Consider the following 14,159-nt stretch of genomic DNA (forward strand, 5'->3'; position numbering starts at 1 on the left):
GGCATATGGCTCATAATTGGCCCTATCCGGCTGTCTCGGCGCCGCACCTCGCTCACGAGGTGACTGGTCCGAGGGCTGGACAAGGACGAGGAGGAGTCATGACCGAGTCCTGTGTCACCTGGCTCTATGCCGTCGCGTTCGACGTCGGCCCGAACAATCACCTCGCCACCGAAGTCACCGGAGTGACAGGAGTGGCCGGTGAGACGGTGCATGTCGTCAAGGAAACGTGTCTGGCCGGCTTCGTCGGTTCGGTGCCGGCCAAGGACTTCGGAGAACAGGAGCTGCACCACCACCTCCAGGACCGTGGCTGGCTGGAAGAGGCTGCCCGGGCCCATCACGAAGTGATCTGCACGGTGGGTCTCCAGAGAAACATCGTTCCTTTCCCCTTCGCGACGATCTACCAGGACGACGACCGCGTGCGCTCTCTCCTCGCCGAGCGGCGGACGGACTTCGTGGCGGCGCTGGACCGGGCGGCGGGACGGAGGGAATGGGGCGTGAAGGCTTATGCCGCCCCGCGAGCGCCCGAGCACCATGACGCGCGGGCCGCTCGCGCCGCCGACGGTGACGACCGCGCGGAGCAGATCCATGACGCACTCCGCGATTTCGCGGTGGAGACCGCGCAGCTTCCCCCTGCGTATGCCCGCCCGGCCGGACACAAGGGCTCCGTGATCCTGAACAGCTCCTATCTCGTGCCGGACATCCGCACAGAGGAATTCACCGCCGAGGCGGATGCACTCCGGGAGCGCTTCCCCGATGTGCGGATCGAACTCGCCGGCCCATGGCCCGCTTATTCCTTCACCAGCCCCGACGCCTCGCCAGTCCTCCTATGGTGAGCACGTGAATGACGTGGATGACGTGAATGAGACGACCTGGAGCCCCACTGACGTCGGCGTCCTTCGGCTTCCCTCCGGGCGCCTGGTCCGAGGTCGGGCGCTTCGCCGACCCCTTCCCGCCGGCCCGGTGCCCGCATACGCCGTCTACCTGCTCGGCAAGCAGCCCCCCGAAGTCCCATGGGAATCACGGTGGTTGCACTGGCCGGACTTCTGGCTGCCCAGCAGTCGTACGCAGGCCCGAGCCATCCTCGGGGATGCCTGGAACCGGGCGGGCACCGAACGCATCGAGGTCGCCTGCGGCGGTGGCCGTGGGCGGACCGGCACCGCCCTGGCCTGTCTCGCCGTCCTCGACGGCGTGCCCGCCGACCAGGCAGTGGACTTCGTACGCAGGAACTACGATGCCCACGCCGTCGAAACGCCCTGGCAACGACGCTACGTCCGGCACTTCGCCGACTGATCGCGAGCCGTCCTCCTGGCTCGCAGCCAGGCGCGCAAGCCCCGCGACGTTTCAGGGCGGGGCGGCGGCAGTGGACGGCCAGCCCCCGGGCGGGGAGCCGAGCGGTGTTCTCGTGCCTCGTCCAGCAGCAGGGCGAGGCTCACCCTCTGCCAGAGAATCTCGTCCGGGTCGTCGGCCAGCGACAGGCGGGCCATGGCCTCCCGCGCGGCGGTCGACTCGCCCTGGCCGCCCACGAGTCCGGGCCGGAGCTTGTTGAGGTACGCACGCTCATAGGGGTCGTCGACGACCTCCGCGAGCTGGACGGGGTCGAGCACGGAGCTCGTGATCGCCGCCTGTTCCCAGGGATCGGCGGTCTGACGCGTCAGGTGGCCGAGGCGTCGGGCCCGCCAGTTTCGGGGTCGCCGGTCCTCCCCGGCATCGAGCATGCTGCGCATCGCCTGCGGCGACCGTCCGGTGAGCAGACCCGGCTCGCGGTCGGCGAACTCCCGGAGTTCTTCGGCGAGATAGAGCCAGACCACTGCCCGATAGCGGTTCAGATAGAACCTCACCGGAGTGATGTATCCGGTGCGGGCGAGTCGGCCGAAGCGGTCCGGGCTGATCTCCATGAGCTGGGCGCCCTCGGTGGTGCCGACCGTCCGGATCCGCTCACGCAGTGTGTCCGACGCGCCGTTCGTCGAACGCAGCCGGTCCATCTCTTCACGCGTGACGCGGCGGTGAGTGCCGCCCGGATCCGAAGTGGTGTGGATATGCCCCAGCAGAACACCGAGGTCGAACTCGCTCCGCTTCAGACCCAGTTCCTCGGCCGCCCGGGCCGTGGTCAGCGGCTTCGCGGCCTGCGCGGCTGCGATACGGGCGGTGCGGTTGGTGTGGTTGGTGCGGTGTGCTTCCTGAACGGCCATGATCGTCTCCCCGTGAGATCCGAATACTCTCGGTGACGACCGTAGCCCGAATCGAGAGCTGCCCGCCCGGCCTGTGGATAACTCCCAGGCCGGGCGAGTACGCGCAGGTCAGCGCAGGTCGGTGCCTCGGGCGGCGACACCGAGGTGCTCGCCGACCCGGTTCACGAGCAGTGTCATCTCGTACGCCACCTGCCCGATGTCCGCTTCCGCCGCGCTCAGCACGCAGAGGCAGCTGCCGTCGCCCGCGGCCGTGACGAACAGGACTCCCTCGTCGAACTCGACCATCGTCTGGCGGACTTTGCCCGCCCGGAAGTGGCGTCCCGACCCCTTGGCGAGGCTGTGCAGCCCCGACGACACGGCAGCCAGGTGCTCGGCGTCCTCCCGGGCCAGCCCTGTGCTCGCCCCCGTGACCAGGCCGTCGTTGGACAGCACCAGTGCGTGCCGTACGTACTCGACCCGGCTTGTCAGGTCGTCCAGCAGCCAGTCGAGTCCCTTGTCCAGCGCCATATCGCGGCCTCCCCGTTCATCTGTTCCCCGTGGCCCTGATCGAACGCAAGCCTTCCCCACGGGCGCCGTCGCGGCAAGGGCAGGGCTATCCGACCGTGTCGAGCAGCCTGGCGGTGTGCATTCGGCCGGCGTACTCGACCAGGCGCACCAGCACCTCCTTCCCCGAATCGCGGTCGCGTGCGTCGCACAGCACGACTGGTGTGCCCCGGTCCAGGTCCAGGGCGCGTGACACTTCGTGCGCGCCATAAGTCCGGGTGCCGGGGAAGCAGTTGACCGCTATGACGAACGGGATGCGGCGGTGCTCGAAGTAGTCCACGGCGGGGAAGCAGTCCTCCAGGCGGCGGGTGTCGGCTAGGACGACGGCGCCCAGTGCGCCTTGGGACAACTCGTCCCACAGGAACCAGAACCGGTCCTGACCTGGCGTACCGAAGAGGTACAGCGACAGCCCGGATCTGATGGTGATGCGTCCGAAGTCCATGGCGACGGTCGTGGTGGTCTTCTGGTCAACACCCCCTGTGTCGTCCACCGTCCGGCCCGCCTCACTGAGCTGTTCCTCAGTGCGCAGCGGCCGGATCTCACTCACCGCGCCGACGAGGGTCGTCTTGCCGACCCCGAAGCCGCCTGCGACGAGAATCTTCAACGCGAGGGCGGCCGTTTCGTCGGCCTTGTCATCAGAGCGCTCGGAGCCCATCGATCACTTCTTCCAGGATTTTCTCGTCGGGCAGCTGGGCGGGAGGTACGGGCCGGCTGACCGTGACGTAGCCGGATTCGAGCAGGTCACCGAGGAGTACACGGACCACACCGACCGGCAGGTCGGCGTCCGCGGAGAGTTCCGCGACGGACTGGGTCTCCGTGCGGCACAGCGCGAGCAGTGCGCGGTGTTCGGGGCCGAGCAGCGATTCCTCGGCGCTGCCCGGCGCGTCGTCTGCGATGTCGACGAGCGCGATGAGGTCGAACCGCACCCCGCTCGGGCCCGGCTTGGTCCGGCCGCCCGTCATGGCGTACGGGCGTACCAACGGGCCCGCGTCGGCGTCGTACCAGTGGCTGCCCTCGTGGTCGGTGTAGCCGGTGCCCCTGTCGTCGGTCATGTGCGGTGCCGCCTTATCTGCGTACGGTCAGCCCGCGGCCGTCGGCCGTGCGGCGAGGCGTGGCGGTGTGTACAGGTGCTCGCCCACGCGTTTGACGAGTCGGGCCATCTCGTAGGCGATGAGGCCGATGTCCGCGGTCGCGGCGCTCAGGACGGCGAGGCAGGAGCCGTCGCCGGCCGCGGCGACGAACAGGAAGCCGTCGTCCATCTCCACCAGTGTCTGGCGCACCTCTCCGGCGTGGAAGTGGCGTCCCGCGCCCTTGGCGAGGCTGTGGAAGCCGGAGGCCACGGCGGCCAGGTGTTCGGCGTCCTCTCGGTTCAGTGCGCTCGACGCGCCGACGGCCAGACCGTCGTTCGACAGCACGACGGCGTGCCGTACTTCGCCCACCCTGGTCACCAGGTCGTCCAGCAGCCAGTCGAGTTCGCCGGAATGGCCGGTGGTGCCGGTTCCGACCCTCTCGTGCTCGATCATGCGTGGTCTCCTTCGCTGCCGCGGGTCCATCCGCTGCGGTATGCCGTCATGCGGTCCCTGGCCTGTTCCGGGGTGCGCTCTTGCGCGTTTTCACCGGAAGGGGGACGTGGTGAGGGGGGCTCGGGCGGGGGTGCTTCGCGCAGTTGCGGGACGAGGCTGGCCTGGCGGACCCTGCGCGGGAGTCCGTCCTCGCCGTTCCGCGTTCCGTGCGGGTCCGTGTCGCCTGATTCCGTCCGTTCAGTGGGGCGGCTCTTGTGCAGGCGCAGCGAGGTGACTCCGGCGGCTTCCTCCGGCCGCGGGTGCGGGTGTGGCTGTGCCGCCAGGACCGGGCGTGGTGCGGGGGCGGGGGCAGGGGCGGGGAATGCGGTGCCGTTCGTCCGGGCGGGCCCCGGTTCGGGAGCGGGAGTTCGCCCCGCTTTGGTGACCGCGCTCTGCAGCAGCGGAATCGGCAGCAGCACGACGGCCGTTGTGCCGCCGTACGGCGACGTACGCAGATGCACCTTGATGCCGTGCCGGGAGGCGAGCCTGCTGACCACGAAGAGCCCGAGCCGGTCGCTGTCGAAGAGGTCGAGCGCTTCGGACTGCTCGATCCTGCGGTTGGCCTCGGCCAGGGACTCCTTGCCCATGCCGAGTCCGCGGTCCTCGATCTCCAGGGCGTAGCCGTTGCCCACCGGTTCGCCGCTGACGCGCACTTTGGTGTGCGGCGGGGAGAACTGGGCGGCGTTCTCGACCAGTTCGGCGAGGAGGTGGGTGAGGTCCGCGACGGTAGCGCCCACGACGGCGGCCTCGGGCAGGATCCGTACCTCTACGCGTGCGTAGTCCTCGATCTCGGACACAGCGGCGCGGACGACATTGGTCAGCGGTACGGGCATGCGCCAGGCGCGGCCGGGGGCCGCTCCGGACAGGATGATCAGGCTTTCCGCATGCCTGCGCATCCGCGTGGTGAGGTGGTCGAGGCGGAAAAGGTCGCCGAGTTCGCTCGGGTCGTCGGCGCGGCGCTCCATGGTGTCGAGCAGGTTGAGCTGACGGTGGACGAGGACCTGGCTCCTGCGGGCGAGGTTCACGAAGATTCCGGATACGCCGTTGGCCAGTTCGGCGCGTTCCACGGCCGCGCCGACGGCGGCCCGGTGCACGGTCGCGAGGGCTTCTGCGACCTGGCCGATCTCGTCGTCGGCGGGCGGTTCTTGCGGCGCTTCCGCGTTGACGTCGATTTCTTCGCCGGCGCGGAGCCTCTGCATGGCGTGGGGCAGTTTGCGGCGGGCGATTTCGAGGGCGCCGTTGCGCAGGCTGACGAGTTCGACGACGAGTCCGCGGCCGATGCGTACGGAGATGACGAGGGAGGCGGCCACGGCGCCGAGGCCCAGGAGCACCGCCGCGCCCGACGGCGTGAGCACGCCCTGGGCGAGCGGGTCGGTGCGGTCGGCCGCGTTCCCGCCGGTGCCCGCCCCGATCGCGCGCACGCCGCGCTGTACGGCGGTGTGGGCCGTCTTCCAGGTGGCCTCCGGTACGGCCTGGGCGGCCTTCCGTCCCGGCGGGGCGGCGATCACCTTGTCCTCGGCCGCGAGTACGTCGTCGTACGCGCCCTTCTTGCTGAGCGCGCGCCATGCTTCGTGCTCGGTGTCCGGCAGGTCGTCGGCGGCGGCTTCGGTCAGGTGCCTGCGCGTCTCCACGGCTCCGGCGAACTGCCGCTGCCGCTTGACGTCGAAGGTGCGGGTGCGCTGTGCGGAGGAGAGCAGCGCGTCCTCGCGCGCCAGCATCTCGCCCGCCCGGGCGAATTCGAGCAGTACGCGTGCGTCGGAGCCGAGCCGGGCGTCGTGGATGCCGGTGAGGGCGCCCGTGACGCCGAAGGCCTCCTGGATGGTCCTGGTGTACTGGTCGTACGTCTTGTCCCAGGCGGCACTGCGGTCGAGGATTCCGGTGCGCAGGGTCCGCAGATTCTGCGCACCGGATACGAAGGTGTCGAGTCTGCTGACCACGGTGTCCGGCAGCTCTGCGCCTGCGGCAACGGTGTGGCGTTCGTCGAGCCGGAGTGCGTCCACTGCCTTGTCGGTGCGTTTCGCCTGTTCTTCGACTGCGTCGGCACGGTCGCCTTTGGGGGAGGCCAAGTAGCGTACGGCCGCCCGGCGTTCGGCCTGGAGTTCGGCGACGGCGACGGCGACAGGGGTACGGACCTGCTCGTCGACACGTTGCAGTTGCCGCTGGCGGGCCACGTCCTGGGCGGTGGTGACGGTGGCGAAGGCCCAGAGTGCGAGCAGTGAGACGACGGGCACCATCAGCAGCGAGACAATCTTCGCCCGTACGGTCCTCGGGCGCAGCCGCCGGCGCCCGGATGCGGACACAGAGGTGCCCGCCTGCGGCTCCTGCCCGCGGATTTCATCGGCGGGCGGACCGGCATGTGCCCGCCGTCCGCGCGTCGGAGGCGCGGACTCGGGTGGTAGGTCGGCGCCCGGGGTCCTGCGGGGTGTGCGCATGGCCTCCTCGTTCCGGGTTACGGGTCGTACTGCCTGGGCGGTTCAGTGCGGCGCGGCGGCGGCTAAGGGGCGGCAGTTTCGGTCAGCCGTTCAGCAGAGGCGTACGCCGCGCGCTCGCGCGCTGTGGGTGAGAGTGCGACGAAGGCGGCGGTGAGGAAGAGGTATGACCCCAGGCCCACGGCGAGGGGGAAGGTGAACTGCATCGCCGCGGCCCCGGGGAGTTCACTTCCGGAGAGACTGATCCGCACGCTCACCGCTGCCATCCCGGTGTAGTGCATGCTGCTGACCGCCGCGCCCATGACGAGTGAGGCGACGGCGACCGCGACCGGCGATTTGATGTTCAGCGCCGCCCAGAGGGCTGCGGTCGCGGCGACAACGGCGATGGCGACGGACAGTGCGACGAGCAGCGGGTCGTAAACGACGTCGCCGTGCAGGCGCAGAGCCGCCATGCCGAGGTAGTGCATGCTCGCCACTCCCACGCCCGTCGTGAAGCCACCGAGCAGCAGCGCCCTGCGACGGTCGCGGCCGTAGCCGACGGCGAACACACCGGCTCCGACGACCAGCATCGCGACGAGCAGGCTGAGGATGGTCAGCGGCACGTTGTAGCGGATCTCGGTGCCGGTGACGCCGAAGCCGAGCATTGCGACGAAGTGCATGGTCCAGATGCCGGTGCCGAGGGCGGATGCTGCGGTGATCAGCCAGTTGCGGCGGGAGCGCCCGCCCGCGGCCAGCGCTCGTACGGTGCAGCGCAGGGCGAGGGCGGCGCCGATGGCGGCCATCGCGTACGACAGCACGGGTGTCAGCCAGCCGAAGGTGGCGTGGTCCAGGTGTCCCATGGCTCAGGGACGCTAGACCTGAAGGGGGCGCACACCGGGGGCGCGTTTCGAAAGCTGCCGGAATATGACAGAGATACGTTTACGAACGACCGAGCAGCGCTCGAACGTGTGCACCGCACGCGCGCCGGAGTCTCTGCGGGATCATGTCCGTATGGCCGACGACCACACGCATGTCCAGGAATTCTTCACCGCCCGTGCCGCCGACTGGGACACCCGTTTCCCGGACGACGGACCCGCCTACGCCGCCGCGGTCACTGCGCTCGGACTGCGGCCCGGCGACGCCGTGCTCGACGCAGGATGCGGCACGGGACGCGCCCTGCCGTACCTGCGCGACGCAGTGGGCCCCGGCGGTGCGGTGCTCGGCGCCGATCTGACGCCCGCGATGCTCGAAGCGGCGGTGCACGCCGGCCGTCATCGCGGGGCGCAGCTGCTGATCGCCGATGTGGCCCGGTTGCCGGTCGCGGACGGGGCGCTGGACGCCGTCTTCGCGGCCGGGCTGATCGCGCATCTCCCCCGGCCGGGGGAGAACCTTCGCGAGCTGGCCAGGGCAGTGAAGCCCGGCGGCCTGCTGGCGCTGTTCCACCCCATCGGCCGGGCCGCCCTCGCGGCCCGGCAGGGGCGGCAGATCACCCCGGAGGATCTCCGCGCCGAGCCCAACCTCCGTCCGCTGCTGGCCGGTTCCGGGTGGCGGATGACGTCGTACACGGACGAGAGCGACAGGTTCCTCGTCCTGGCCGTACGTGGGGACTGATGACGTGGGCACCGCTAGCGAGGACTGATACGTCAGGACCGGCGAGTCAGGGCTGCGTGGCCGCCGGGCTCTCCGTGTGCGGGACCGGGCAGCCGCCCACGCCGGGTGTCGGGAAGGTCCCCAGGCTCCCCACCTTGTAACCGTCGGGGTATCCCTTGATCTCCGGGTTCTGCCGGGCATAGTGCGGCGTACTGCGCGGAGGCAGCAGCCGTACGGCACGGGCGCGCAACCTGAGCGCTCCCCTGACCACCGCGCGGGTCGCGGGCGCCGGGGTGTCGTAACGGAACGCCCGCAGCAGAGCGTCGTCGAGGAGAGCGAGGCTCGCGCCGCGCACCAGGGGCGCTAGGGGGCCCGGGTACCAGGAGGCCATCAGGGCCAGGGTCGCGTCGGAAACCTTCCGTGCCCCCTCGTCCCAGCCGAAATGCTCCGCCTCGTAGGTGTCGAGGCAGCGCTCGAACTCCTCGAAGGACTGCGGGATTTCCTTGATGCCCATCTGCTTGCCGAGCAGGGCGTAGTAGGCGGCACAGGCCCGGAGTTCGTGGTCGGACAGTCGGCGCCAGCCGTAGGAGTCGATCCAGCGCTTCGGCATGACGACGAAGGTGCACAGCACGTAGCGCATGTCGTCGTTGCTGATGTCGTAGCTGCGGTGCATCTGGTTGATGCGGCGGATGGCCGTTCGGCCGTCCTCGCTCTCGAAACCGTGCTCCACGACGGTGTCCAGCAGTAGCGCGGTGTCGTCGTAGCGCTTCTGCGTACGGTCGGTCAGTTCGGCGGTCTCGGCAAGGAGACGGCCGATGCTCGGGACCGCGTACGTGCGATAGAGGGCCAGCTCCAGTGCACGGGTGAAGTCCCAGGGGAACTCGTACGTCGATGTGAGCCGGTAGATCGTCAGGAAGCCCTTCTCCGGATCAAGCCGCTGGATCTCCTTCAGCCGGTCGTAGCGCTTCAACGCACCGTCCCCCTATCTGTCGTCCGAGGTCCAACCTTACGTTGGGGGCGCACACTTGAAAGATCCGTGATCGAGCTACACAGGGGAAGGTGATCCGGGTGTTCGGCAGACTCCGGAAGTTTTTCGCGGCACGACCCGACGGTGCCGGGCAGGCCCCGCCGCACCCGGAAAATCGGCAGCACAACATTTTCGAGGCCGCGGCGGTCTATGTGTCCGCCTGCGCGGAGGACGACGAGCGGCGCAGCGACGAGGCGGCCGGCTGGGTCTCGCCCGAGGCCCTCTCCTTCGGTGTCAACGAACTCGCCTGTCGGGCGTTGATCGCGCTCGCAAGGGAGCGCGACGAATCACCGCACAGTGTGGCGCGTACGCTCCTGGGTCTTCCCGCCGCCTGACCCGGGAAGGACAGCGATCCGGAGCTCCGGAAGGGCGGGGCCCCTGAGGGTTCTTTTCGTCCCGTGGACCTCGACGATCGGGTTACTCACTGGTTAGGGTGCGCCGACGACCGATCCGATGAGGAGGGCGCCGTGACCGGGCCGGACACCGCCGAGAATGCCGAGGACGCCGAGGACGCACTGTTTGTGCTGACAGCGGTGCTGCTGACGCCCGCGCAGTTCCCCAGCGTGCTCGGCGACGACTATCCGGAGGCCTGTGCCGCGCTCGGCCTGGAGCCGTACGCCGACGGGTACGGGCTTGTGCTCGGCCAGGACGGCACCGGAGCCCGGTGGACGGTGGTGATCGACGACGTGTCCCTGGTGGCGGTCGCCATCGCGTCCTGGGACTGCGGCATGGAGTACGACCTGTCGCCCGACGAGCGCAGCGTGGTCGCAGGCCTGCCGGGCTGGCCGCTCAGCCTCGCGGTGGCCGCTCCGGGCATACCGGCGCCGCACGACCCCGCACCCGAGGAGGGTGAAACCGGCCCGGCCCTGGCGCCGCCCGACACCGAGCAGTGGGGGCCCGCCCAGCGGCGGCTAGGCGCGGACGAAATCGCACTGCAATGGGCGGCCTGGCGTGAGCAGATCGACGACGAGGAAACCTTCGTCGCTCCCGGCGACAAGCCGCACACAGGTGTGCGGCGCGTGATCGAGGAACTGCACGCCTATGTGGAGTCCCCGCCACCGCCGGGACGGGTGCGATCCGCCTTCGCGTCCGGCGAGGCCCGTACGCTCCGTGCCGACGGTCCTGGCTGGTCCATGGTCGCCAGGACTGACGACATCGCTTTTGTGCTGCTCGACGACGAGCCGGGAGAGGTCCTTCCGGTCGGCCGGGGGCCCGAGCTGCCCGGGCTGCTGGAGGCGCTCGACAAGATGGCCGTACGGCCTGCCTGACCGCCTTCTCGCGGGTCAGTCGCCCCCCGTCGGACCGGCGACGAGCGCCCCGAGAGCTGTGTCCGGATCCGGGTGGTCGCGCAGGGCCGCCAGCTCGCCGGGCCATGGCTCCCGCCAGGAGGCGGAGCGCCCGGCCGCCGACACCAGGGCCAGCGCGAGCAGTCCTGCGGGCGCCGATCCACGGGCCCGCAGCAGGCGCACGGCATCGAGCACCGCCGCCGCGCAGTCGGGACGACCGGGGCGGCCGACGTCGATGTACAGGCCGTCGTCGAGCGCCAGCCTGTCGGGGCGTGCCTCGACCAGACCCAGCAGCCGCTCCCAGAGTTCGAGCGCCGGGTCCCCTGCCCGTGCGGCGTCGAGTGCCGCTTCCTGGGCGAGACGGGCCGCCTGACGCGACAGGCCCGCCCCTTCGAGGGCGTCGAGCAGGACGTCGACAACAGCCCGCGAAGCGCCGTGACTGTACTGGCCGGCGATGACGTCGGCACAGCCGTCGAGGCGGCGCAGCACGTCGACCCTGCTGTCCGGTTCGTCGGAATGCGCCCCGATCCGCAACGGCGCGAAAGCCTCCGTCGTGATGGCCGACGTGTTCTCTCCCGACGGCAGGGCGACGAGCTGCGCTACGGCCGCGTGCCACACCGGCCGGGTCCTGGTCAGGTCGGCGGCGGTCTGTGCCAGGACACGGGCGGCCTCCTCGGACGCATCGTCGGTGAGGTGGGCGTGCAGGGCGCGGCAGGCGGCGATCGCGGTGCTGTCGTCGCCGCCCTGTACGAGGCCGAGGAGGAAGGCGTTGTACGCGGCACGGGCCGCGCGCGGTACAGCGGTGGGGCGTATACCGACGACAGCCTCTCTTACGGCCTGTTCCCGCACTCCTTCGGACAGCCGGTGCGCGATGTCGTCGCGGTCGATGCCGCGCAGCAGGAGCGGCGCGATGACGGCCCGTACGTCCCGGTGCTGGCCCGGCTCGTCCCATGCGGCGAGCAGCGCGCTCAGGGCGGCTGTTCCGGTGAGGATGCCCAGCGCCCTGGCTGCCTCCTTGCGGGTGCCGACCGGGTTGGCCGGGTTCCGCAGAAGGGGCGCCAGCAGTGTGATCGCCCGGCTGTCCGGTACGTCGTCCAGCAGGCGGCGTACGGCGGACATCGCCGCACGCCCGCGCACGCCTCCGGTGCCGGCGTGCCTGAGCAGTGTTTCCAGCAGTTCTGCTGTGACGGGCCTGGTCCCGCCCAGTGCGCCGATCGCGGCCGCCGCCACAGGCTGGGGCGCGGCCGAGACCAGGGCCGTGAGGTGTGCCGGGGTGTTCAGGAGTGCGGCCGCGTCGGTCCTTTCGCGCAAGGGGGCGTGCTCGTCGGACGCCACAGTCACGAGGTACGCCGCCCATTCGCGCCGCTGGTACGCGAGCCAGCGGCCGGTGTCGGCCGGGCGTAGCCGGGGTGCCCAGGGCGTGCCCCGTGGCCGGATGCGGCCGCGCAGACCGTCCCGTACGGCGGCTTCGAGTACGTCGTCGAGCAGGTCGGTACGGCGGGTGGTGAGCGTGCGCAGCACTTCGGGTACGGCGGCGAAGGACGGGTCGAGGCGCACCAGCTCCGCGCAGCGGGCCTCTCGGGTGGCGGCGGGAGCAATCCAGACGGCCGCCGCACGGGCGGCGATTTCGGGGTCCTCGTGCTCCTCCGCGGTGCGCCGCATCAGGGCTTCCAGGGTGGGGAGTTCCGCCAGGTGGGGTGCCAGGAGTTCGGCGAGTGATGTGAGGGTTTCGGCGTGCGCCCCTGATTCGGCCACCGTGCCGGAGCAGACGGCACGCGCCGTAGGTGCGTCCAGGCGCAGCGGGTTACGCGGGCCCCTGCGCCGGGGGTCGGCGAGAACCTGGCACAGCAACCGGGCGGCGAACGCGGCCCGTTCGGTGTTTCCTCGCGCCGCAGCGCTCTCGGTGGTGCGGCGCAGCCACCTTTCCGCGCAGGCAAGGGTGGCTGCGGTGGAGTCACGCGACTGGACCGTGGTCAGAGCGGCGTCGCGAAGCACACGTTCCTCGACCGCCGCGAGCAGCCGGGCGGGTGCGGCGGCCAGCTGCGCGAGGGCGAACCGGCGTACGTCGTTCTGGTCGTGCCAGGCGCGTTCGCAGGAGGCTGCGATCCGTGCGTACTCCTGGGGATCACCGTTCAGTTCGGCGCTGGCGAGCAGCGCGGGCCAGGCGGCGAGCCGGAGGTGCATGCGATGGTCCGACGTCTGGGCGCGCAGGACCGGTTCCGCGACATCGAGCGGCAGTCCGGCGAACCGCCTGAGCGTCCTGCTCCTGCCTGCCGAGCGCTTGAGCCAGGGTGCGAGGAAGGCGGACCTGTCGTCGGGTTCGAGGGCGGCGATGGCGGACAGGGAGGCGCGGCGCCCGAAGTCTCCTCCGATGCGTTCCCGGACGACCCGGCACCGTTCGGCGGGCGGCAGGAGCCGGAGCAGTGAGTCGGGGGCGACCTTGCCCTGGCCCGTGCCGATGCGCCTGGGCGCGTCGGCCGGGCACCGGGTCGCGAGCTCCACCAGGTCGTCGGGCGGCAGGTCCAGGGCAGCGCGCTTGACCGACGGAGGCAGCGGGCCCGCCTGGATCGTCAGTACGGGCTCTGTGCCGTCGTGTTCTGTGCCGTAGTGCGTCGGGGCCGCCCGCAGGATCTCCAGCACGGCGGAGGGGGTACGGAGGAGGGCTACAGCTGCCCGTTTTCCGATGAGTGAGGGTGCTCCGCGGAGCATCAGCAGGCCGGCTTCTGTGTCGCGTTCGGCGACTGCTGTGGCGATGATCCGGTGCGCTCGTGCGTAGCTGTGGCGTTCGTGGCTCCTGCGGGCCGCGTACTCGTCGGTGAGGTGCCTGGCGACGGCTACAGGGGCGGTGCGGGCAAGGGAGTTGAGCACTCCCGCTGGTGGTTCGAGGTGTGGGAGCCAGTGTGCTGCCGTCTGTGCGGAACAGGCTGTCAGCAGCCGCGCCGCCTCCTGGCCGCCGTGGCGTTCGTACACCTGCTGGATGAGGGAGTCGGCGAGCGCCGTACGGCGGGCGGTCTTCAGCACGCGGTACGTCTCGTGGCGTACGGCGCGTGTGTCGTGCAGCGCGAGTGCGGCGAGGGCCTGTTCGTGGAGCGGCAGGCGGAGGGCGGCGGAGAGTGCGCGGCGGCGCAGGAGGGGATCGGCGAGTGCCCGGGAGACGGTGTCGATGTCGCGGCGCACGACGGCGAGAAAGAGCGCGGTGTGGCGCTCGTCGGGGTCCCCCGCATCGAGCGCGGCGTGCAGAGCGGCGTAGGCGTCAGGGGCCAGTGCGCGGCCGTACCGGGCGAGAGCGCCCATGCGGGCGGGGAAGGGCAGGGAGTCGAAGTGGGCCCTCAGCCATGCGGAAGTCAGAGGCTGGGATTGGGGCTCAGCCTGGGGCTGAGGCTGGGCGTGCGGGGCATCGTATGTGGCCATCAGCGATCACCGAAGGATCGTGAGGCCCCCTTTCCGGTCTTCATGCGGTCATGATCACAGCGAACTGATCAGCGGGCAAGCGGTTTTCGTGGTCCGCCCCCATGCCTCGGTGCGACACCGTGTGGGCCGGGCCCATGGCCGCA

At 70.6% G+C, this 14,159-nt stretch carries 14 protein-coding genes; 5 read left to right on the forward strand and 9 right to left on the reverse strand.

Features of this window, described 5'->3' with window-relative positions:
- Window positions 1-98 precede the first annotated feature (98 nt).
- Complete coding sequence (locus J7I98_RS18380; protein ID WP_214921800.1) at window positions 99-833, forward strand: GvpL/GvpF family gas vesicle protein; 735 nt, start codon at window positions 99-101, stop codon at window positions 831-833.
- Between the two features lie 22 nt (window positions 834-855).
- Window positions 856-1,290, forward strand: a complete 435-nt coding sequence (locus J7I98_RS18385) for a protein-tyrosine phosphatase family protein (RefSeq protein ID WP_214921846.1) — start codon at window positions 856-858, stop codon at window positions 1,288-1,290.
- Here J7I98_RS18385 and J7I98_RS18390 read toward each other — a convergent pair.
- The 7 genes from J7I98_RS18390 to J7I98_RS18420 form a co-directional block, all read right to left on the reverse strand.
- Complete coding sequence (locus J7I98_RS18390) at window positions 1,266-2,189, reverse strand: DUF6397 family protein (RefSeq protein WP_251020808.1); 924 nt, start codon at window positions 2,187-2,189, stop codon at window positions 1,266-1,268. The two genes, J7I98_RS18385 and J7I98_RS18390, sit on opposite strands and share 25 nt — an antisense overlap.
- A 108-nt stretch (window positions 2,190-2,297) precedes the next feature.
- Window positions 2,298-2,696: a roadblock/LC7 domain-containing protein gene (locus J7I98_RS18395; protein ID WP_214921801.1), complete on the reverse strand. Its 399-nt coding sequence runs from the start codon at window positions 2,694-2,696 to the stop codon at window positions 2,298-2,300.
- 85 nt (window positions 2,697-2,781) lie between these two features.
- A complete protein-coding gene (locus J7I98_RS18400; protein WP_214921802.1) occupies window positions 2,782-3,387 on the reverse strand; it encodes an ATP/GTP-binding protein in 606 nt (201 codons plus the stop codon).
- Window positions 3,368-3,784 (reverse strand): DUF742 domain-containing protein, encoded by a 417-nt coding sequence (locus J7I98_RS18405; RefSeq protein WP_214921803.1) that lies wholly within the window; start codon window positions 3,782-3,784, stop codon window positions 3,368-3,370. Before J7I98_RS18405 ends, J7I98_RS18400 begins: the two co-directional genes overlap by 20 nt.
- Before the next feature lie 27 nt (window positions 3,785-3,811).
- Complete coding sequence (locus J7I98_RS18410; protein ID WP_214921804.1) at window positions 3,812-4,255, reverse strand: roadblock/LC7 domain-containing protein; 444 nt, start codon at window positions 4,253-4,255, stop codon at window positions 3,812-3,814.
- Entirely contained in the window at window positions 4,252-6,726 is a 2,475-nt protein-coding gene (locus J7I98_RS18415) for a sensor histidine kinase (protein ID WP_214921805.1), read from the reverse strand. Before J7I98_RS18415 ends, J7I98_RS18410 begins: the two co-directional genes overlap by 4 nt.
- A 62-nt stretch (window positions 6,727-6,788) precedes the next feature.
- A complete protein-coding gene (locus J7I98_RS18420) occupies window positions 6,789-7,562 on the reverse strand; it encodes an MHYT domain-containing protein (RefSeq protein WP_214921806.1) in 774 nt (257 codons plus the stop codon).
- A 151-nt stretch (window positions 7,563-7,713) separates the two neighbouring features.
- Here J7I98_RS18420 and J7I98_RS18425 point away from each other — a divergent pair, with 151 nt between their 5' ends.
- Window positions 7,714-8,313 (forward strand): class I SAM-dependent methyltransferase, encoded by a 600-nt coding sequence (locus J7I98_RS18425; RefSeq protein WP_214921807.1) that lies wholly within the window; start codon window positions 7,714-7,716, stop codon window positions 8,311-8,313.
- A 46-nt stretch (window positions 8,314-8,359) separates the two neighbouring features.
- On the opposite strand, the gene J7I98_RS18430 is transcribed toward J7I98_RS18425, so the two are convergent.
- The gene (locus J7I98_RS18430; protein WP_214921808.1) at window positions 8,360-9,262 is read right to left on the reverse strand and encodes an oxygenase MpaB family protein; all 903 of its coding nucleotides are present in this window, start codon (window positions 9,260-9,262) and stop codon (window positions 8,360-8,362) included.
- 89 nt (window positions 9,263-9,351) lie between these two features.
- Between J7I98_RS18430 and J7I98_RS18435 the strand changes: the two genes are divergently transcribed.
- Together J7I98_RS18435 and J7I98_RS18440 are read left to right on the forward strand one after the other, a co-directional pair.
- Window positions 9,352-9,654, forward strand: a complete 303-nt coding sequence (locus tag J7I98_RS18435) for a hypothetical protein (RefSeq protein ID WP_214921809.1) — start codon at window positions 9,352-9,354, stop codon at window positions 9,652-9,654.
- Window positions 9,655-9,786: 132 nt separating this feature from the next.
- The gene (locus J7I98_RS18440; protein WP_214921810.1) at window positions 9,787-10,587 is read left to right on the forward strand and encodes a hypothetical protein; all 801 of its coding nucleotides are present in this window, start codon (window positions 9,787-9,789) and stop codon (window positions 10,585-10,587) included.
- Window positions 10,588-10,602: 15 nt separating this feature from the next.
- Here the strand turns inward: J7I98_RS18440 and J7I98_RS18445 are convergent, their stop codons facing one another.
- The gene (locus J7I98_RS18445) at window positions 10,603-14,016 is read right to left on the reverse strand and encodes a hypothetical protein (protein WP_214921811.1); all 3,414 of its coding nucleotides are present in this window, start codon (window positions 14,014-14,016) and stop codon (window positions 10,603-10,605) included.
- Between the last annotated feature and the right edge of the window lie 143 nt (window positions 14,017-14,159).

The sequence above is a fragment of the Streptomyces sp. ISL-98 genome (assembly GCF_018614055.1).
GTDB lineage: Bacteria > Actinomycetota > Actinomycetes > Streptomycetales > Streptomycetaceae > Streptomyces > Streptomyces spiramyceticus.

What these genes read in the sequence shown, in the direction of transcription:
- J7I98_RS18380 (WP_214921800.1), top strand. Translation starts at nt 99, where the DNA reads ATGACCGAGTCCTGTGTCACCTGGCTCTATGCCGTCGCGTTCGACGTC.
- J7I98_RS18390 (WP_251020808.1), bottom strand. Translation starts at nt 2,189, where the DNA reads ATGGCCGTTCAGGAAGCACACCGCACCAACCACACCAACCGCACCGCC.
- J7I98_RS18395 (WP_214921801.1), bottom strand. Translation starts at nt 2,696, where the DNA reads ATGGCGCTGGACAAGGGACTCGACTGGCTGCTGGACGACCTGACAAGC.
- J7I98_RS18400 (WP_214921802.1), bottom strand. Translation starts at nt 3,387, where the DNA reads ATGGGCTCCGAGCGCTCTGATGACAAGGCCGACGAAACGGCCGCCCTC.
- J7I98_RS18405 (WP_214921803.1), bottom strand. Translation starts at nt 3,784, where the DNA reads ATGACCGACGACAGGGGCACCGGCTACACCGACCACGAGGGCAGCCAC.
- J7I98_RS18410 (WP_214921804.1), bottom strand. Translation starts at nt 4,255, where the DNA reads ATGATCGAGCACGAGAGGGTCGGAACCGGCACCACCGGCCATTCCGGC.
- J7I98_RS18415 (WP_214921805.1), bottom strand. Translation starts at nt 6,726, where the DNA reads ATGCGCACACCCCGCAGGACCCCGGGCGCCGACCTACCACCCGAGTCC.
- J7I98_RS18420 (WP_214921806.1), bottom strand. Translation starts at nt 7,562, where the DNA reads ATGGGACACCTGGACCACGCCACCTTCGGCTGGCTGACACCCGTGCTG.
- J7I98_RS18425 (WP_214921807.1), top strand. Translation starts at nt 7,714, where the DNA reads ATGGCCGACGACCACACGCATGTCCAGGAATTCTTCACCGCCCGTGCC.
- J7I98_RS18445 (WP_214921811.1), bottom strand. Translation starts at nt 14,016, where the DNA reads ATGGCCACATACGATGCCCCGCACGCCCAGCCTCAGCCCCAGGCTGAG.